We start from the raw sequence: 16,884 nt of genomic DNA, 5'->3' as shown, positions 1-16,884 counted from the left end.
GCCCCACGTCACGATGTCTACACTGCCACCGGTCTGATCACTACGAAGACCCCGGCCCGGAAACCGATGACGAGGAAATCCACGAACCCACGTCCTCGACGCACAGGTTAAAGATCAAGCTAGCGGCCCCAAATGCGCCCTGACCAGGTCGCTAGACCGCTAGCAACCAGCCCGCATCAACCGGAAACCCGGTCCCGGAAGGTTGGTTACGACCCCACCGGTTGGCTTGCTATCTGCAATCCGGCATCGTGCAGCCTCCACACGCTCTGGCGGCATCGCCCGCCGCCGTGCGCATGACCCGAGGGCGGCGTAGCGTGTCCATTGTGACGCACCAAGACGCGATGGCCGACCCGCCGCACGATGCGGTGACTCCGGTGACTGCGCTGGTCGACGCCTGCCGGCACTTCGCCACCCACGTGCGGCTGCTGGCTGACCAGCTCGGTGCGGCGGAGCTGAGCGACGACGACGTCGAGCGGGTCCACAATGCCGTGCATCAGGTTTTCACCGCGGCGGGGCTGGCGGCCGCGCTGGCCACCGGCCTGCAACGGCACGCCGGTGAGCAGGACTGCCCGCACTACAACGTGCTCACCGACGCCGAGTGGGCCCCACTGGCTGAGGGCGGCGGACGCGAGCGCAAGGCCGTCTACGGGTGCGAGCTGCAACCCGGCCACCCGGGCGGCCACGCGGCGCACGTCCAGGTGCTGCCCGGGCCGGATCGGTTCGTCTGGATCCGCTGGGACGTCCGCGCCCGCGAACTCGTCACGCTGCCGCCGTGCCCGGCCGAACGCGCCGACCCTCACCCCGACCCGCGCTCTCCCTACGGGGACGAGCCGACGCCGTGCCTACTGTTCGAGGGGCACGTCGGACCCCACCGCTACTAGCCCACATCGAGCCGATACGCGAAGCGGCCATAGCCCCGGCTTCCAACCCTTGGTCGGTAGCTGCGTCTGAAGGCCCAGACCTGGGAACCTGTAGACCAGGGCATATCTGCGGACGCCTCCTGCCGGATCATCATCTTGGAAGACCAACTCGCCGAGGCAACGCGCATCAATAACTGCCGCGACCGCCGACCGGAGACACGTACCGGCGGATTCGCCAACCTGCGGCCTGGTCTCGGACAGCACTGACCAGGCCGAACCACATCTCGCACGCCGATATCAGCGGCTAGGCGGCTCATTTCGCCCACCCCGCTCGCGAGTTCGGCCTGGAGCACGTCGACCTCTCCAAGCGAGGGGCGCGTTTGTGATCCGAACCGGCCACCCCTTGGTTTGTGTCGGTGGCCGCCACTACGGGTGGGAGACCGGGCAAGACACGCATGCCGCTACAAGTACTGGCCCGCCTCGGCGCTGTCTGTCTTCGACACACGCGCCGACACCACGTTGGCGAGATTGATGATCACGCCGTTCACGTCGGTCTCACGGCCATATCTCGCCCGCATCAACACCAGGCTGCGCCGCTCGTCCGCAGCACGAGCGATCGCCGCCACCGTCTCGGGCTCCCCGTCGAATCACGGAGATGTCGTCACCGCCCACCAGGCGGAATCGAATGATCAGTGCGACATTCTCCGGCACGGCCGACTCCTTTCGCCAGACTCCGCACGGAATACCTGCCCAGCATGATCAACCTGAGATAAGGAAGTCGTAGCAATCACGCTACCCGCGGTCGAGTTCGACGATCCCGTGCTGGATCAGAGTGAACCGCGCCTTTTCCTACCGATGTCAGTCTGTGGGCCCCAGCCCGGCTATCCGTTGCTCGCGAACGTCCTGCAGAGCCCGCAGGTAGCCGATCTCCAAGGCACGGCAGACCAGGTTGTTCATCTCGGGAGAGCCGTCGAGTCGACCCCAGCCGGAGAACTCGTTGGCCACCGCCTCATCGGCCAACCGCTCGTCACCGGCATCACCAGGGCGTGGACCGTCGTAACGGATCCGGCCGATGAACTCGCTCCATTCCTCCAGTTCGGCACGCGCGTCATCGTCGTCGCTCATACTGGCCATGGTGACCTATGATCACTTTCTGCGCGAGCTCATCCGGCATGCCCAGTGATGAAGCACTCTCTTCGGGCAGGCAGTAGCCGAGAAGATCAAACAGCGCCTCGCCCATCTCCTCCGTGCGAATCTCAATCTGGAGCCGTCGATTTCACCCGTGGCTTCCAGGTTCGAGCCACGGGGCGCCCTATCACTCCGGCCAGGCACGATGCCGTGCCGAGGAAGCGACCCGATAATCACGAGCTAGCCTGAGACACAAACGAGCCAAGCCGACGACCCTGCCGCCGAAGCCACGCCTGCCCCATCGCGGGAGAAGCACCATCCGTCAAGTGGGATCATGGCCTGGCAAGACTCCTCGAACAGTGCACTGATGCGTGAGGATGCGGGAATTCGCGCCCAGGGGTGGCGCTCAGTCACCCGCTCCCGCATCGAGCTGCCTACCACCCACGCCGGCGTCGAGGAGGTGCGCCCCGGCATCGTGCAGGGTGATGCCGTAGCCCCCCGGCGCGTCGATAGGAGGCGTCGACTCGCTCGTCACGGTGATCGCCTTGAAGCGGGTATCGCGGGTCGGGCCGTCGCCGACGAGGTGGCCGCGCAGGTGGCCGGCACGGTCGTATACCGCCCAGCGGCCGGCGCCCACCTGTGGCATGGCGGCCGGGTTGTCCTTGAGCCACTGCGCGTTGGCCGCATGATCGGGCCGTTTGTCGGTCTCATCCGGCTCGGCGGGCTCCATGACGTCATGGTCTTCGGTGCTGCGGGCGCTACTCATGGTGCGTCTCGCTCTCAGATTGTGGCTGACGCCCCCGAGCATCGGAGGAGCATTCTCAGCCTGGGAACACAAGGTCTGGCGCAGATCGCATTCACCTGACGCCGTTGGGGCAGTCGAGCCGGTGCGAACGGCGGGTCCTCTGCTCGGGGTGGCGGCGCCGGAGTCGTCTCCGCCGAGATCGAGGCGGAAGGGTGGGCATCGGTCGGTCATCAGGGCTGCGTAGCCGGCGACCCGCAGCCCCCAGCGGTTCAGGCCGAGGATGAGGTCGAACAGTGGCAGGGGTACTGGCCGGTGATCACGATCGCGACCAGTGCGACGAGGCTGAGCAGGCAGAAGGCGATCCACAAGGGGATCAGTATCAGCGCGTGTGGCACGATCAGCAGCCATTTCACCAGCCACAGCCAGCGTGACAGGGAGCCGTCCTGCTGGGCGTGCACCCGAATCGGGTACAGCCACTCCTCGGTGGTGGGGCTCGCGTGGTCAGCGGAGTTGTCGAGCTCATGGTCGTTCTTCTCTTCGTCAGCGTCGGATCTTTGTCAGCGTCGGACGCACGACCTCTGCCGTGGTGCGTCTCACACGCCGCCGACGCCTTTTCCTCGGCGTGGCCTGTATTGCGGATGGGATGACCGAGGGGATCTCACTCAGCGGGTAGCCCCGTCGATCACCCATGTCACCGTGCCGGACTGGACGAACGATCAGGTCCTGCTTGTTCTCCGCGCAGATGAAAGGTCCCCAGCGTCGCGGTCGGACCATGTCCGCCTTCATCGAGAATCGGTGACTGCCGGGAACGCTGGCTTGGCGCAGGGTCAAGTGGCGGCGGGCACGAGATCGGCGACGCGGCCGCCCTCGTTCTCCCAGGAGGCTGAGCCATCCTGGCCGGGCAGGCCCTCGTCTGGAACGGCGGGGTGGAGGATGTCGCTGGGACGGATGCCGACCGTGTCTGCGGCGGCACGCGTGAGCGCGGCCATGGCCGGGCCGTTCGCCGTGTCGGGCGGGATGACCAGCAGAGTGATGGGCGCGGTGCCCGCGATGCTCAAGGTGATCAGGTGCGGGTCGGCGCTGCGGAACCAGCCCACTCTGACCTGACGGCCACGGGCCGGGATGCGGCGCGGTATGTGATCCCATGCGTCCAGATACAGCCCGACACGCAGGACGGCTCTGTTGAGCCGTCGGTCGACGGCGGAGATGAGGGCGGGGAGTTCGGCGTCGGCGTCGCGGGTGTGAGGCCACCATGCCCCGTCGACGGTGCCTCTCCGGTCCAGGACGGGATTCAGGCTGAGCCGGAGTGCGGACTGGGTCGCGGCACCGGCACTTGGCGGTGTGAACGGAGACTGGAGTGTCATCATGTTGCCTGGCCTGTTCAAGCCCTCAAGAAGGGCCGAAAGCGGTCTATCGCCGCGGGCGACGCCAACCCGTATGCCAACGCACGAAATGTCCTCGGTATTGTTATTTTACCTCCTTCCACGAGGCAAGGAAAGGCATAAAGCCGCCACCGGAAGAATCGGCTGGTTATCGATCGCTGTGATAACCAGGTCGGCGATTGCCTGTTTCCCGTTCTCGTCCAGAAGAGCACCCTTGGGTTCAGGCCGCGTTGCGGTCGTAAAACGCCGACCGGGCATCGTGCCCGGCTCGGGCTCCATGGTTTCTTCGAGATGGACGCCCGAGAGCCACTGAAGGGAAGCATGGTGAGCCTGACAAGGAAGATCAAGACCACAACGCGGCTCGTCAAGGGCTGGATCATGCTCTATTTCGGCCGTGCCACCGGAAACCAGCAACTGGAATCGAAAGGTCTGGCCAGCCGACCCGAAAATAATCTGAAGCAGCGCAACGGAAGGACCAAAGGTATTTTCAAGCGCTGACCACGGCCGCCGACGACATCGACGGCAGGCGCTCAATTGCCGGCCTCCATGGGCCGACACATTTCCGGGATCGAGCAACGGGCAAATAGCTGGCAAAAATTGGGAGGGGCCGTGAATCGTGTCATCGTGGTGGGCACCGACGGTTCGGCCGCTGCGACCGCGGCCGTCGAGTGGGCGGCCGACGACGCCGCGCGCGATGGCCCGGCTGTGCATCGTCCATGCCGTGGACCGCTCGCAGTACGAGATCGCGAAGTTCTCCAACCCGGGCCCGGATGATGCCGTCGCCCTCAGCGCGGAGAGCGTTCTGGCCGACGCCGAGGTGGTCGCGCGCAAACGACAGCGTGGCATCGATATCACCAGCGAGCTGTTTCAGGGCGCCGCAGCAACGGTGTTACGCGGCCAAGCCGGCAACGCCGGCGAGATCGTGATCGGCGGCAGAGGCCTGGGCGGCTTCCCTGGGGCCGTACTGGGCTCGGTGAGCACACACGTAGCAGGGCACGCGCACGGCCCGGTGGTCGTCGTCCGCTCCGACCCCGACACCGCCTACGGGGAGATCGTCATCGGGCTCGACGACTATCCCGCAGGCGAACCCGCCCTCGCCTACGCTTTCGAGCAGGCACTGCTGCGCGCGAGCACGCTGCGCGCCGTCTACGCGTGGCAGCCGCCGGCGCATGCCCACATCCCCGAAAGCGCCCATGATCTGGACGAGATCCACGCCGCCCGGTGCCGGATCGCGGCCGGCATCCTCCTGGGATGGCGGCAGCAATATCCGCAGGTTCAGGTGGTCGAGGACGTCCGGCGCGCCCACCCTGTCGACGCCCTCGCCGGCGTTTCCGCTCAGGCGGACCTGGTCGTCGTCGGCTCCCAGGGCCGGGGGGCGATCGGCACCGTGATGCTTGGATCCGTAACCCTCGGCGTTCTGTACCACGCGCGCAGCTCCGTCGCGGTGGTGCGGCCATGAGGCGTTCTGCTCTCCCCGGCCCGGAGATGTGAAACCCCGGCCGACGGCCGTCTGGGCGGCTCAGCCGGCAGGATCGCTCTTGAGCAGAGGCTCGGACAGCACCGTCGGCGCGTCGGGCTGGACCGCAAGGCCGAAAACGAGCTTGTCGGACGGTGGTGGCCGCCTGCTCTTGCCGTCGTTGCCGCGCCTCAGCACGGACTCAGGCGGGAGCGGCGGCAGCGGGACCTTGCCGTCGTTGTCGTGCTTCAAGGCGGGCTTGGGCGGGAGCGGTGGCAGGTCGGCGGATTCGTCGGGGCGTTCATCGTCGTGGTGCGTGCTCATGTCGCGTCACCTTTTCGCGAGCCGTTTCGGGCGTCGCCCTGGGTTGTCGGTCGGTCGTCGCGGGTGCGGTCGGCGGGCTGGGGGCGGTGGTGTTCCTCAGCGCTGTCGAGGAGTTCCTGGAACAGAACGTCGTAGTGCACCATGGCCTGCCGCACGTCCTCGGTGGATGCCTTGCCCTGGGCGACACACCCGCTGATCTCGTGGGCCTGGCGGTAGCGGTGGAGCATGCGGTCGTGCACCGCCGCCCATTCTGATTGCTGCTGTTCGAAGCCTTCGGTGGGATATCCGCGCTCGGCCATGGCGGCCGTGACGAGCCGATCAGCCTCTATTACCGCAGGGCCTGGACCGTCGGCGAACTGCTTCTGGATCGCTGTCCAGCATTCGGCGTAGGTCCGCTGTGACTGGGGGGTGAGTGGCTTGATGTCGAGAGTGGCCGCCCGCCCCTGCCGGGCGCGCAGTTCCTGCTCGGCCCCGCCTCGGTTGTCGCTTTCGTTCATGGCGGGTTCGTGCTTGGGGCTGATGTACTGGCGAATGCGTTGCCAGCGCTGCTGCACCATGACGAAGCCGATGGCGGTGACCAGGATCGCCACCACAGCGATGGCGATGATTGTGGTCATGGTGGGCATGTCTGCCTCCAGGAGAAGATGGCCCTCGCCTCGGGCCGAGAGCGGGAAGGTGAGAGCAGGGGTTGAGCTCGGGTCGGCCCTTCGCCGGCGAGGCCGGGAAGATGTCTACTCCCGCGTACGGACGACAGCGGCGCACCCGGCCTTGCGAGGACCGGTGGGACGCTCGCTGCCTTTCAGTCGTTACGCCCGGCTAACCGTCCGGCGCTGGTCAGGGTCGGCGGTTGCCGGGAGGCCTGCGGCTGCGTCGTTGTCTGGCGTCGTAGCCGGGAGGCTGGAGGAGGCGGCGTTGCCTGGTGTCATAGCCGGGATCTGCCGGGCTGGGTGGCGGTCGGTCGTCGATGACGTCCTGAAGGCTGCGAGCGGTCGACTGGGGCCAGCGTGACCTGGTGCGGAGCAGCAGGAGCAGCAGGAGCCCGAGGGCACCGCCGAGCACCAGGATGACACCCGCGACGCGCAGGTCCAGGCCGCCCACCGAACCGTCCGCCAGGGCGAAGATGAGGAGGGCGCCGACCGTGATGACCGCGACGGCTCCGGCGATGGCCATCACGCATCCCTTCTGCCGCGGCAGAAGGGATGCGTGAACTCCCCGGCGGTGCTGGGCGGGGTCATGGGCGGCCGGCCCGGCGATCCGAACGCCGGCCGATGATCAGGTGGTAGCCGCCCAGCAGGACTGCCGCGCCAACGATGGCGCAGAGCCAGGTGGACAGGTCGAAGAAGCCCTGGATGCCGGCGACGTGCAACACCTGGGTGGCCACGAGGCCACCCAGCAGTGCCCCGGCGATGCCAAGCACGAAAGTGACGATCAATCCTTGCGGGTCCTTGCCGGGGACCAGCATTCTGGCCACCACCCCGGCGACCAGTCCGAGGATGATCCAAGCGATGATGCCCATGGCCGAACTCCTTTGGCGGTGCATCGATGTCTGCATGGGATCGGTTTTCCGGACCGGTCGAAGCAGGGGGCCGGCCGCCGCGTGATCGCCGGCGGTCGGAGTCATTCACCTTGAGTCGACACCCACGCGTGCCGCACGGAAACAGGCGATCCGGGAAGGATCCATCTCCAGAACCGATCACACCACGTGCGGAGCCTGTGCATCAGGCAGGCTCGTCGCCGTGGCTGGTGACTGTCGGGGCGTCTTCGCTGGGCGTTGGTCCGGTGGGCGGGGCGACGGGGTCCAGCCAGCCGAGCCGCTCGGCGAGTTGTCGGGCGCTGTTGATGACGGTGGCGATATGGGGAGAGGGGTTGGCATCGTGCCACAACAGTGACCAGGGGTAGTGCATGGCAGGTTCGATCAGGGGCCGCCAGGTGGTCCCCGGCCGGTTGGAGGAGCGGAACGAGGAGGGGACGCAGTGCACGCAGCGGCGCTGGAGTACGAGGTCGGCGGCGGCGCGGGTGCTCTCGACGGTTCCCTCGTAGATGGTCGGCGCGAACCCGGCCGAACGGCACAGCTCGATGACGAACTGGTTGAGCTCCGGCGTCTGGGATTCCTCGCCGAGCAGCAGGAGTTCGTCGGCGAGGGCGGCGACGGGCACGCCGTTCATGTCGGCGAAGCCGTGGTCGTCGGGCACCAGCACGCCGAGCGGATCAAGTCGGATCAGCTTGGACGCCACCTCGGCCTGGGTCTGGGAAGCAGGTCCGATGGCGATGTCCAGGCGGCCGTCGGCCAGCTGCCGGTACTGCTCTGGGGTGCCCGCTTCGACCTGATGAATCGTGATGTCGGGATGGCCGCGCTGGAGTTCTCGCAGGATCTGCGGCATGGAGTCGTAGCCGGCGTCGATGATGCCGACACGCAGCGTGGGCGCTGACGCCACGGCGTTGCGCGCGACCTGCCCGGACCGGCCCACGTGGTCGAGGATCTGGCGCGCCTCAATGAGGAAAGCGGCGCCCGCCGGGGTCAGATCGACGTGGTGGGTGCTGCGATCCAGCAGTCGCACTCCCAGCTCGCGCTCCAGCCGCTGGATCTGCTGGCTCAGCGCGGACTGCACGATGTGCTCGCGAGCCGCCGCCCGGCCGAAATGCAACTCTTCGGCCAGCGTCACGAAATAGCGCAACTGGCGCAACTCCATGCCCGCCACCCCTTTCTGCTGGGCGGCGCCGATCCGGGCCGTCTTCCACCACTCTAGGTGCCTCGTGGAGTGTGGCCCCCTGACAGGAGCGTTGGCGCTGCTCGCCGGGCTGAGGTATCCAGCCCCTGCCGAAGAGGGGATCAGTGCTTGGGGGTGTCCTTGACCTTCCCGCCGGACTGCTTTGGATTGTCCATGGCCCGATCGGTCTTGCCCGCGTGGTGACGCTGGCTGCGAAAGCGCCACCTGGCCCGGCGTTTGAGAGCCTGTACCTTGTTGTCGATCTCCCAACGCAGACTCATCGCGTTCTCCTTTCACCGCTCAGCTCGGACATGGGCCCGGAGGCGGACCTCGTTGATCCGTCTTCGTCATCAGCCATGACCTTGTGCCGGCTGACATTCACCACGGTCAGGCGGCTTGGAGTTCCAATGTCCTCGCCGGCCCTCAGCGAGGAAACGAGCAATCACCGGTTGGGTTATCACTGGAAGCGATGAGCGAGCGGGCGGCACCGGAGCGCCGCAAGCTCAGTGTGTCTTCCCTCCTGGCGGTACGGGCTGCGCGGGCGGCGTGGTGCCGGACGCCGAGTTGTTTGCGTCTTGCGTTCTCGTGTGCCGGGACGCGGCCAGGCTGGCGATCGTGGTCGCGGCCAGAACAGTGAGGATCACCGTCAGAGACAGCCACACTGGGATCTGCGGGATCTGTGGGAAGGTGTCGTGGGCGGCTTGGGCGATGAGTTTGACCCCGATGAAGGCCAGGACGAGCGCCAGCCCATGTGAGAGGTAGACCAGCCGGTCGAGCAGGCCGCCGAGCAGGAAGTACAGCTGGCGCAGCCCCATCAGGGCGAAGGCGTTGGCAGTGAAGACCAAGTAGGGCTCCTGGGTCAGGCCGAAGATGGCTGGAATGGAGTCCAATGCGAACATCACGTCGCACAGCGCAATGGCTACGATGACCATCGCCATCGGGGTCAGCAGTCGCCGCCCTGCCACCCGGATCATCCATGCGGTGCCGTGGTAGTCAGGGGTGGTGGGCAGTGTCCGAGCCACCAGGCGCAACACCGGATTGCGGGCGATGTCGGGCTGAACTCCGCGATGGCGGACGAGCTGCACCGCGGCGAAGATCAACAAGGCCCCGAACAGATAGAAGGTGGCGGAGAAGCGGTCGATGGCGGCGGCTCCGGCCAGGATGAACAACCCGCGCAGGACGAGCGCGGCGGCGATGCCGATGAGCAGCACCCGGGCCTGCTGCGCGGCCGGCACGGCAAAGGCCGCCATGACAACCCCGAAGACGAACAGGTTGTCGACAGACAGGCTGTATTCGGTGAGGTAGCCGGCGAAGAACTGCACCGCCGAATCCACACCGGCGACCAGTCCCAATCCGACGCCGAAGGCGACGGCCAGGATGAGATAGACACCCACCCACACCCCGGCCTGCAGAGGGCTGGGGCGGCGGCCTCGCCCGGCCACAAGATCGATGACGATTACCACAGCTACCGCGACACCGGTGAGCAGCCATGCCGACAGCGACACCGAAAGGGGCATCGGTCAGTCTCCGGCTGGGGCGCGGGCTTGTGATGGCGGGGCGGCGCGGCGGCGTTGGAGGCGGTCGTGGTCGGGCCAGTGCACGTTGCCGGCCCAGCCGAGCCGTTCGAACAGGCGGATCACTTCGGCGGACGCGTCGATCTGGCCGCGGTCGAGGCCGTGGCGGGCACAGCTGGGCTCGCTGTGGTGGCCGTTGTGCCAGCTTTCGCCGAAGGACAGCAGGGCCAGCGGCCACAGGTTGGTGGATCGGTCGTGGCGGCGGGTCTTGAAGGGCCGGCTGCCGATGACGTGGCACAGGGAGTTGACGCTCCAGGTGACGTGCTGCAGCAGTGCGATGCGGATCAGTCCCGCCCACAGGAAGGCGGTCAGAGCGCCGTGCAGGGTGCCGCTGATCGCCCAGCCGGCCAGGAACGGCAGCGTCAGCGACAGCGCGCACAGCGCGGGGAAGGCGCGCACCACCCGGGTCATGGCCGGATCGGCCAGCAGGTCCGGAGCGTAGCGCTCGGCCGGCGTTTGATCGTCGGTGAACAGCCAGCCCAGGTGGGCGTGGGCAAGCCCCCGAAGCTGCCCGCGCAGGCCGGTGCCGTACCGGTAGGGAGAGTGCGGGTCGCCGGGCTGGTCGGTGAAGGCGTGGTGGCGGCGGTGGACGGCCACCCAGTCGATGACGTTGCCCTGGAAGCCCATCGACCCGGCGACCGCCAACGCCACGCGCAGCCATGGCCGTGCGGTGAAGGAGGCATGGGTGAGCAAACGATGGAACCCGACCGTCACCCCCAGCCCGGTCACCACGTAGAAGGCCGCGGCCAGCAGCAGATCGGTGAGCACGACCCCGTGCCCCCACGCCAGGAAGACCGCGGCGCCGAGCGCGATGAACGGCAGCACGACGATCGCCGCCGTCAGCACCATCTGGGCTCGGCCGACCGGAGGGTGCTCCTCCGCCCCGGGGAACGGCGATGCGCCGTCGTAGTCCTGCCGATCTTTCACCGGCTGTTCAGAAATGCTCATGAAGGCTCTTTCGTCTCGTCTATACGGTCCGCCGGTGCACATAGCACCAGCGCCAGGTCGACCGTGCTTCCAGGGCAGCGACCACCGGGTGGTCGGTTTCCCGGTAGTGAGCCTTGGCGTGGCCGCCCCGCGAATCGTCGGAACAGGCGACCCACCCGCAGGTCAGGCACACCAGCAGGCGCGTCCATGTCTGGCCGAGGGCCAGACATGCCTTGCATTCGGGTACTCCGTACTCCGCAGTCGGGAGTTGGTTGATGTGATCGCAGCGCGGGGCCTGACCGTTCAGGCCGGTGCGGGCGGTGGCGTTCGTTCCTCGTGCATCCAGGGTCATGACGACCCCCTCACGGTGACAGCGACGCAAGCTGCGCCGACTGGTCACCCACCAGTCAAGGCGATCGGCCAGCCGGCGGAAACACACAATCCCAGCTAGCCTCATCACCTGCGGCGATAGCGAGCCTGTCGGCGCGTCGCGAAGCGCCGTATCCGGCTGGATCCCACGTCTCGACAGATCTCCGCCAACGGTGGACCAGGATCAGGGTTTCGGTGGGTCCTCCGTCGAAGGCGGCGGCAGTCACAGACCGCCCTGTCAGGCCGGACCTCGTGCGGCCTGGCGGGCGGCACGCTTGATCACGTCCTCTGCATGGGCACGTGTTTCCCAGCCCCGGGTGTCGGTGCCCTTGCCCGGATCAAGGTCCTTGTAGACGTCGAAGAAGTGACCGATCTCGCCGAGCACATGGACATCCACGTCCAGCAAATCTTGGATGTGGACGTAGCGGCTGTCGTTGGCGGGCACGCAGAGAATCTTCGCATCGGGTCCGTGCTCGTCATGCATCCAGAACACCGCCACCGGACGCACGCTGATCACACATCCGGGAAAGGTCGGCACCTCGCCCAGCACCAGCGCATCCAGCGGATCGTCATCCTCTGCCAGTGTCCCGGGCACGAACCCGTAGTCGTAGGGATAGGCAGTGGCGGTGAACAGCAGCCGGTCGAGCCTGATCCGCTGTTTGGCCTGGTCCATCTCGTACTTGTTGCGCGACCCCCGCGGTGTCTCCACGATCACATCGAAGCGCATCACAACCTCCTGTGCCGCAGCTCCCGGTTGGCCACGTCCTCGGCAGAGCGTGCATTCAGGTCGCCCTACACCCGACAGGGCACAGGGCGTGGCGATATGCCACCCAAGCGGCGATTCCCGCATCGAGCAGCGCCGTCAGCCGCTCATCCACCGTTTTCTCGGGTACGTCGACCAGTTCGCTCCAGGCGTCCGCGGACAGCCGTTGCCATGCCCATACCAGGGCAGCCGACAAGGGCGATCAAAACGTTGCTCGCTCGGCTGGAACATCACGCACACAGGGCATTCCCCCTCATCATGAGGACAGGACCCATTGGCCGGTGTGGCGGAGCCGCCACTCGATAGAAGCGGCTCGGTGGACACCACCGAGTGCTTCCATGATATGCCGCACGCGGCAGCCAGCGTTACCGCAGGTCAGAACACAGATTGCCTACCCGATCTGCGCGCCCTGCAGGATTCGAACCTGCGACCGTCGGATTAGAAGCAAGATCATTAAGTGACGGACGGTGTCCTTTGATGATAGTTTGCACCGGCGGCGCTTCTCATGTCCGGCAGTGCCAGATCATGCCGGGGCGTTCCGGGGCGTACGAGCACGGCGGCGGTCCTGCCCATCGCCGCAGCGCCATACTCCGAACTCCGCCACCTGGATGTAAGGCAGGGCGAACATTTGCGTCGCGGATCGGTGACCGCTTCCGGCTTTGGATAGAGCGCGCTGGGTAGGGGGATGCGTATGGCCACACTCATAGACCGGGTACGCACGTATCTGCGCAGCCCCAAAGGCAGAGCGAACATGGAAAAGGCGAAACGAATGGCCCGTGACCCCCGCAACCAGCAGAAGGCTCGGCGTCTTCTGGAGCGGTTCCGGGGGCGGCGTCACTGATCCGGGCGGACGGCGGCCTGCAGTACACCGGCCGCCCGAAGGTCTACAGGGCCAGAGGGGCTACCCGCGCCCTGGAGCCTAGCCCGACCGGCGGCGAGAAGGTCGAGTTCGTACTCGGCGACTACCGCTCTGAGGTCATCCTCGATGCCAGAGCAGGCGCCATCGGGGCGACGCCGAGGTAATCGAGCACGGCCACGCCACGCACGGACCATTGTCGCCGCCGACGAGCACAATGGTTCGTGCGGACGGCTTAGAACTCCTAACAGAATGATCTAGGAACAGCGCTGATTGTCTGGGGGTTGATCAGCGCGTGAGGAAGGGCGAGCAGCCACCGTGGATCGTGCCCGACGAGTTATGGGCGCGGATCGAGCCGTTGTTGCCGGTTGTGCTACGCCGCGCCGATCACCCCGGCCGCAAGCGTCTGGACGACCGGAAGGTCCTGTCGGGCATCCTGTTCGTGCTCTACACCGGCATCGCGTGGGAGTTCTTGCCCCAGGAGCTGGGCTTCGGCTCCGGCATGACCTGCTGGCGGCGCCTGCGCGACTGGCACCAGGCGGGAGTCTGGCAGCGTCTGCACGAGTCGTTGCTGGCCGAACTGCACGCCGCCGGCGCGCTGGACTGGTCCAAGGCGGTGATCGACGGCTCGCACATACGCGCCCTCAAAGGCGGCCCAAAACTGGTCCGAGCCCGGTCGACCGTGCCCGAACAGGCTCGAAACACCATCTGATCACCGAAGGGCACGGCATTCCACTGGCGGTGTCGCTGACCGGCGGGAACCGTAACGACGTCACCCAGCTCATGCCTCTGATCGAGGCCATCCCGCCGGTACGCGGCGGGCGAGGACGACCACGCCGGCGGCCGGATGCGATCTACGCCGACCGCGGCTATGACCACGACAAGTACCGCTAGCAGGTCCGAGCTGCCGGGATCACTCCGGTCATCGCCCGGCGTGGCATCAAGCACGGCTCGGGACTGGGCGTGCATCGGTGGGTGGTCGAGCAAAGCTTCGCGCTGTTGCACTGGTTTCGCCGGCTGCGCATCCGCTGGGAGATCCGCGACGACATCCACGAAGCCTTCCTCAGCCTGGCCTGCGGCATCATCTGCTGGCGCCGACTGACCAAACTCTGACTCCGTCAGGAACCTTTCGAGTCTGCTGCGAGCCTGGTCAGACCACGATGGCCGGATAGGGACTCCTCATCGCGCCGAAGTATGCCTCGGGCGCTCCTTCGATGTGCTCGGGCAGTTCGTCCATGAAGACGCGCAGCAGTGGGGTCGCGTTGTGCCGGTCGAGGTCCTCCTGCGAACGCCAGACCTCGTAGAGGAAGAATCGGCCGTCCTCCTGCTCGTGGAGGTGGTATTGAAGGTTGCCCTCGTGCCCTCGAGACGGCTCGACGAGGTCCATCAGGAGCTTCCTGAACTCGTCGGCGTGTCCGGGCTTGGGGGTCAGGAATCCGTAGAGCGAAACGGGCGCTGGTGCAGTCGAAGTCGTCGTCATGGGATCAACGTTAGGATGTGACATCGGTGTTAGATTCAAGCCACTGCCCTATGAGGTGGGTCACATGAAGATCGGGGAGCTGTCCCGCGAAACGGGCGTGACCGTACGTCTCCTCCGCTACTACGAGGCCCAGGGGCTGCTCACCTCCCACCGCAGCGAAGGCGGTCACCGCCATTACGGTCCCGAGGCCCCCGCCACCGTCGCGCGCATCCGCACCCTGCTCGCCGCCGGGCTCCCTACCAAGGTCATCCGCGAGCTCATGCCCTGCTTCGTCGGCGACGGCACCGAGCTCCAGGCCTGCGTTCTCGACCACCTCAGAACCCAGTACGTCGAGCTGGACTCCCGCATAGCCGACCTCACCCGAGCCCGCACCGCTCTGGGCGACATCCTCGAAGCCTCCGCCCGAGCACTCACCCACGTCTAAACCGCCGTTACGCGTCGGGAAGCCGTGACCGAGCCTGCGCCAAACACCGGTGATCAACCTACAGAACAGACGATCAATACCACCCCAAGATCATTCAGTTAGGAGTTCTAAGTGGACCTTCACGGATAGACGGCGCCCGGGACGGCCATGCACCCGCCGACCAGTCAAGGCACTGATTATTCGGATGGCGCGGGAGAACCCGACCTGGGGGCACAGGAGAATCCAAGGCGAGTTGGCCCGCCTGGGTTATCCGATCGCGGCCTCCACGGTGTGGGAGATCCTGCACGCGGCGGGTATCGATCCGGCACCTCGCCGGGCGGGGCCGAGCTGGCGGCAGTTCCTGGCCGCCCAGGCCCACGCGATCATCGCGTGTGACTTCCTCGTGGTCGAGACGATAATGCTCAAACGGCTGTATGTGCTGGTCTTCATCGAGCACGGCACCCGGAGACTGCACCTGGCCGGTGTGACCGCGCACCCCACCGGGGCATGGACAGTGCAGCAGGCCCGCAACCTCGTGATGGACCTGGGTGATCGCATCGCCGGGCTGCGGTTCGTGATCCACGATCGCGATCCGCTCTTCAACTCCGCCTTCAGGGAAGTCTTCACAGCCGAAGGGTTGCGGGACATCACCACCATGCCGCGGACACCGAGAATGAACGCCATCTGCGAGCGCGTCATCGGCACCCTGCGCCGCGAACTCCTGGACCGTATCCTCATCCTCAATGAACGTCACCTGGCCCTTGTGCTCCAGGAGTATCTGATCCACTACAACGGGCACCGGCCGCACCAGTCCCGGCGCCAACGGCCTCCGGACATCGCAACGCAACCCTCTCACGACGTGACCGACCTCAACGACCTGCGATCCATCCGCCGAAAACCGGTAGTTGCCAGCATGATCAGCGAATACCGCCACGCCGCTTAACCGCAGCTCAGCCCACGTAACTCAATATTCGAGCGGTACAGGGTGCGCGCGAGCACGCACGAAGCATGCAACCGCTAGACGAAAATTCTAGAACGCATCCGATCCCACATCCCCGCAGGTCAGACCATGATCAAAAACGCGCCCTGCAGGATTCAAACCTGCAACCGTCGGATTAGGCAGTCGAAGGCCACAGAACTCGTGCGCGAGCCCTACCGAAGTCCGAGACACAGCATTCTGTACATGTTCAGCAAATCATCGGCAACGCACTGCTTTCGATAAATCAAGTATTGGTCGCCAACGCGATCGAACGTAAAGTCTAGATCAAGCTTCGTCTCAACTCGTCTCGAAAGCGCAGACATCGGAGTTGCGAGCACTGCGACCATCGGATTAGAAGCAAGATCCTTTAGTGTCGCGCAGTGCCGTTGGATGATAGTTCGGGCCGCCTCCACACGTTTTGCGTGTCAGGCGGTGCCGCGTCCTGCCGGCGCGTGACGGGGCGTACGAGCACGCACCGAGCACGGCCGACCCCCTGATTCGATCATCGCAGGTGGCGCCACGCGGAGGACCGGCTCCCAGCGCGAGTCGGCACGATGTACGGGGGGCAGTCCTGTCGCCGCGAACTCCTCCACCACTGCCTCATATGGAACAAATGCCGCCTGCGGCAGGCCTTACGCAAGTACGAACACTTCTATAATCTGCAGCGAGCCCATCAGGCTCAAGCCCAAGCTACTCCACTGTGCTCCACCCCGGACTCAATCACCGATCCAGCCCTGTTCGCCAACCTCAACATACGGCGACGAGACCGGGCCCGGCGGAGTCCTCCAGGAGCACACATGACGTTTGATCTGCACGGATGCAATTTTCGGCAGGCGTGCTGACAGCTATCCGAACCGGAAAGGCCCCTAAAGCACGGCAAACCGTCCCTGCCAGCGCGGGGGGGGGGGGGGGGGGGGGGGGGGGGGGAGG

Annotated in this window: 22 protein-coding genes and 2 pseudogenes; 7 read left to right on the top strand and 17 right to left on the bottom strand. The window is 66.2% G+C overall.

What is annotated here, in order from left to right; translation table 11 throughout:
* Positions 1 to 323: 323 nt before the first annotated feature.
* Positions 324 to 881, top strand: coding sequence for a hypothetical protein (locus tag ACFKCF_RS50270; RefSeq protein ID WP_364859742.1), 558 nt, complete (start codon positions 324 to 326; stop codon positions 879 to 881).
* Positions 882 to 1,321: 440 nt separating this feature from the next.
* Here the strand turns inward: ACFKCF_RS50270 and ACFKCF_RS50265 are convergent, their stop codons facing one another.
* The 6 genes from ACFKCF_RS50265 to ACFKCF_RS50240 form a co-directional block, all read right to left on the bottom strand.
* Entirely contained in the window at positions 1,322 to 1,486 is a 165-nt protein-coding gene (locus ACFKCF_RS50265; protein WP_394502985.1) for a hypothetical protein, read from the bottom strand.
* 232 nt (positions 1,487 to 1,718) lie between these two features.
* On the bottom strand, positions 1,719 to 1,985 hold the full coding sequence (locus ACFKCF_RS50260; protein ID WP_360707913.1) for a hypothetical protein: 267 nt from the start codon (positions 1,983 to 1,985) through the stop codon (positions 1,719 to 1,721).
* Entirely contained in the window at positions 1,969 to 2,100 is a 132-nt protein-coding gene (locus ACFKCF_RS50255; RefSeq protein ID WP_364037409.1) for a hypothetical protein, read from the bottom strand. The genes ACFKCF_RS50260 and ACFKCF_RS50255 overlap by 17 nt, the downstream gene beginning before the upstream one ends.
* A 294-nt stretch (positions 2,101 to 2,394) precedes the next feature.
* Positions 2,395 to 2,718: a hypothetical protein gene (locus tag ACFKCF_RS50250; protein ID WP_394502983.1), complete on the bottom strand. Its 324-nt coding sequence runs from the start codon at positions 2,716 to 2,718 to the stop codon at positions 2,395 to 2,397.
* Between the two features lie 284 nt (positions 2,719 to 3,002).
* Positions 3,003 to 3,191, bottom strand: coding sequence for a hypothetical protein (locus tag ACFKCF_RS50245; protein WP_364859755.1), 189 nt, complete (start codon positions 3,189 to 3,191; stop codon positions 3,003 to 3,005).
* 369 nt (positions 3,192 to 3,560) lie between these two features.
* Positions 3,561 to 4,100, bottom strand: a complete 540-nt coding sequence (locus tag ACFKCF_RS50240) for a DUF5994 family protein (RefSeq protein ID WP_394502981.1) — start codon at positions 4,098 to 4,100, stop codon at positions 3,561 to 3,563.
* A gap of 306 nt (positions 4,101 to 4,406) precedes the next feature.
* On the opposite strand from ACFKCF_RS50240, the gene ACFKCF_RS50235 reads away from it, so the two are divergent.
* From ACFKCF_RS50235 to ACFKCF_RS50225, 3 genes and pseudogenes are all read left to right on the top strand, one after another.
* Positions 4,407 to 4,613: a hypothetical protein gene (locus ACFKCF_RS50235; protein WP_394502979.1), complete on the top strand. Its 207-nt coding sequence runs from the start codon at positions 4,407 to 4,409 to the stop codon at positions 4,611 to 4,613.
* A gap of 48 nt (positions 4,614 to 4,661) precedes the next feature.
* A pseudogene (locus ACFKCF_RS50230) lies at positions 4,662 to 5,079 on the top strand (universal stress protein); the annotation flags it as partial.
* A gap of 9 nt (positions 5,080 to 5,088) precedes the next feature.
* Complete coding sequence (locus tag ACFKCF_RS50225; RefSeq protein ID WP_394502987.1) at positions 5,089 to 5,574, top strand: universal stress protein; 486 nt, start codon at positions 5,089 to 5,091, stop codon at positions 5,572 to 5,574.
* Between the two features lie 60 nt (positions 5,575 to 5,634).
* On the opposite strand, the gene ACFKCF_RS50220 is transcribed toward ACFKCF_RS50225, so the two are convergent.
* From ACFKCF_RS50220 to ACFKCF_RS50175, 10 genes are all read right to left on the bottom strand, one after another.
* The gene (locus tag ACFKCF_RS50220) at positions 5,635 to 5,895 is read right to left on the bottom strand and encodes a hypothetical protein (RefSeq protein WP_394502977.1); all 261 of its coding nucleotides are present in this window, start codon (positions 5,893 to 5,895) and stop codon (positions 5,635 to 5,637) included.
* Positions 5,892 to 6,521 carry a hypothetical protein gene (locus ACFKCF_RS50215; protein WP_394502975.1) on the bottom strand — a complete coding sequence of 210 codons (630 nt, stop codon included), beginning with the start codon at positions 6,519 to 6,521 and terminating at the stop codon, positions 5,892 to 5,894. The genes ACFKCF_RS50220 and ACFKCF_RS50215 overlap by 4 nt, the downstream gene beginning before the upstream one ends.
* 208 nt (positions 6,522 to 6,729) lie before the next feature.
* Positions 6,730 to 7,065, bottom strand: a complete 336-nt coding sequence (locus tag ACFKCF_RS50210; protein ID WP_394502973.1) for a hypothetical protein — start codon at positions 7,063 to 7,065, stop codon at positions 6,730 to 6,732.
* A gap of 61 nt (positions 7,066 to 7,126) precedes the next feature.
* The gene (locus ACFKCF_RS50205) at positions 7,127 to 7,411 is read right to left on the bottom strand and encodes a GlsB/YeaQ/YmgE family stress response membrane protein (protein ID WP_394502971.1); all 285 of its coding nucleotides are present in this window, start codon (positions 7,409 to 7,411) and stop codon (positions 7,127 to 7,129) included.
* Between the two features lie 202 nt (positions 7,412 to 7,613).
* Positions 7,614 to 8,585 (bottom strand): LysR family transcriptional regulator, encoded by a 972-nt coding sequence (locus tag ACFKCF_RS50200; protein WP_394502969.1) that lies wholly within the window; start codon positions 8,583 to 8,585, stop codon positions 7,614 to 7,616.
* Positions 8,586 to 8,725: 140 nt separating this feature from the next.
* On the bottom strand, positions 8,726 to 8,884 hold the full coding sequence (locus ACFKCF_RS50195) for a hypothetical protein (RefSeq protein ID WP_394502968.1): 159 nt from the start codon (positions 8,882 to 8,884) through the stop codon (positions 8,726 to 8,728).
* A 222-nt stretch (positions 8,885 to 9,106) separates the two neighbouring features.
* Positions 9,107 to 10,120, bottom strand: a complete 1,014-nt coding sequence (locus tag ACFKCF_RS50190) for a TerC/Alx family metal homeostasis membrane protein (protein ID WP_394502966.1) — start codon at positions 10,118 to 10,120, stop codon at positions 9,107 to 9,109.
* Between the two features lie 3 nt (positions 10,121 to 10,123).
* Positions 10,124 to 11,125: an acyl-CoA desaturase gene (locus ACFKCF_RS50185; protein ID WP_394502964.1), complete on the bottom strand. Its 1,002-nt coding sequence runs from the start codon at positions 11,123 to 11,125 to the stop codon at positions 10,124 to 10,126.
* Positions 11,126 to 11,144: 19 nt separating this feature from the next.
* Positions 11,145 to 11,456, bottom strand: coding sequence for a UBP-type zinc finger domain-containing protein (locus ACFKCF_RS50180; protein WP_364029106.1), 312 nt, complete (start codon positions 11,454 to 11,456; stop codon positions 11,145 to 11,147).
* A 255-nt stretch (positions 11,457 to 11,711) separates the two neighbouring features.
* Positions 11,712 to 12,200: an inorganic diphosphatase gene (locus ACFKCF_RS50175; RefSeq protein WP_394502962.1), complete on the bottom strand. Its 489-nt coding sequence runs from the start codon at positions 12,198 to 12,200 to the stop codon at positions 11,712 to 11,714.
* A 1,214-nt stretch (positions 12,201 to 13,414) separates the two neighbouring features.
* Between ACFKCF_RS50175 and ACFKCF_RS50170 the strand changes: the two are divergent.
* A pseudogene (locus tag ACFKCF_RS50170) lies at positions 13,415 to 14,205 on the top strand (IS5 family transposase).
* Positions 14,206 to 14,242: 37 nt separating this feature from the next.
* Here ACFKCF_RS50170 and ACFKCF_RS50165 read toward each other — a convergent pair.
* Positions 14,243 to 14,572 carry a putative quinol monooxygenase gene (locus tag ACFKCF_RS50165; RefSeq protein ID WP_394502960.1) on the bottom strand — a complete coding sequence of 110 codons (330 nt, stop codon included), beginning with the start codon at positions 14,570 to 14,572 and terminating at the stop codon, positions 14,243 to 14,245.
* Between the two features lie 64 nt (positions 14,573 to 14,636).
* Between ACFKCF_RS50165 and ACFKCF_RS50160 the strand changes: the two genes are divergently transcribed.
* Entirely contained in the window at positions 14,637 to 14,996 is a 360-nt protein-coding gene (locus ACFKCF_RS50160; RefSeq protein ID WP_394502958.1) for a MerR family transcriptional regulator, read from the top strand.
* 184 nt (positions 14,997 to 15,180) lie between these two features.
* The gene (locus ACFKCF_RS50155) at positions 15,181 to 15,918 is read left to right on the top strand and encodes an integrase core domain-containing protein (protein WP_394502957.1); all 738 of its coding nucleotides are present in this window, start codon (positions 15,181 to 15,183) and stop codon (positions 15,916 to 15,918) included.
* The last annotated feature ends 966 nt before the right edge of the window (positions 15,919 to 16,884 follow it).

The sequence above is a fragment of the Nonomuraea sp. JJY05 genome (genome assembly GCF_043496855.1).
Classification (GTDB): Bacteria; Actinomycetota; Actinomycetes; order Streptosporangiales; family Streptosporangiaceae; genus Nonomuraea.
The sequence above is the reverse complement of the archived record's forward strand: the minus strand, read 5'-3'. Positions and strand labels throughout refer to the sequence as shown.

Coding starts and splice junctions, on each gene's coding strand:
- ACFKCF_RS50260 (WP_360707913.1), bottom strand. CDS start 1,985: ATGAGCGACGACGATGACGCGCGTGCCGAACTGGAGGAATGGAGCGAG.
- ACFKCF_RS50255 (WP_364037409.1), bottom strand. CDS start 2,100: ATGGGCGAGGCGCTGTTTGATCTTCTCGGCTACTGCCTGCCCGAAGAG.
- ACFKCF_RS50250 (WP_394502983.1), bottom strand. CDS start 2,718: ATGGAGCCCGCCGAGCCGGATGAGACCGACAAACGGCCCGATCATGCG.
- ACFKCF_RS50240 (WP_394502981.1), bottom strand. CDS start 4,100: ATGATGACACTCCAGTCTCCGTTCACACCGCCAAGTGCCGGTGCCGCG.
- ACFKCF_RS50235 (WP_394502979.1), top strand. CDS start 4,407: ATGGACGCCCGAGAGCCACTGAAGGGAAGCATGGTGAGCCTGACAAGG.
- ACFKCF_RS50220 (WP_394502977.1), bottom strand. CDS start 5,895: ATGAGCACGCACCACGACGATGAACGCCCCGACGAATCCGCCGACCTG.
- ACFKCF_RS50215 (WP_394502975.1), bottom strand. CDS start 6,521: ATGCCCACCATGACCACAATCATCGCCATCGCTGTGGTGGCGATCCTG.
- ACFKCF_RS50210 (WP_394502973.1), bottom strand. CDS start 7,065: ATGGCCATCGCCGGAGCCGTCGCGGTCATCACGGTCGGCGCCCTCCTC.
- ACFKCF_RS50205 (WP_394502971.1), bottom strand. CDS start 7,411: ATGGGCATCATCGCTTGGATCATCCTCGGACTGGTCGCCGGGGTGGTG.
- ACFKCF_RS50200 (WP_394502969.1), bottom strand. CDS start 8,585: ATGGAGTTGCGCCAGTTGCGCTATTTCGTGACGCTGGCCGAAGAGTTG.
- ACFKCF_RS50195 (WP_394502968.1), bottom strand. CDS start 8,884: ATGAGTCTGCGTTGGGAGATCGACAACAAGGTACAGGCTCTCAAACGC.
- ACFKCF_RS50190 (WP_394502966.1), bottom strand. CDS start 10,120: ATGCCCCTTTCGGTGTCGCTGTCGGCATGGCTGCTCACCGGTGTCGCG.
- ACFKCF_RS50185 (WP_394502964.1), bottom strand. CDS start 11,125: ATGAGCATTTCTGAACAGCCGGTGAAAGATCGGCAGGACTACGACGGC.
- ACFKCF_RS50180 (WP_364029106.1), bottom strand. CDS start 11,456: ATGACCCTGGATGCACGAGGAACGAACGCCACCGCCCGCACCGGCCTG.
- ACFKCF_RS50175 (WP_394502962.1), bottom strand. CDS start 12,200: ATGCGCTTCGATGTGATCGTGGAGACACCGCGGGGGTCGCGCAACAAG.
- ACFKCF_RS50165 (WP_394502960.1), bottom strand. CDS start 14,572: ATGACGACGACTTCGACTGCACCAGCGCCCGTTTCGCTCTACGGATTC.
- ACFKCF_RS50160 (WP_394502958.1), top strand. CDS start 14,637: ATGAAGATCGGGGAGCTGTCCCGCGAAACGGGCGTGACCGTACGTCTC.
- ACFKCF_RS50155 (WP_394502957.1), top strand. CDS start 15,181: ATGGCGCGGGAGAACCCGACCTGGGGGCACAGGAGAATCCAAGGCGAG.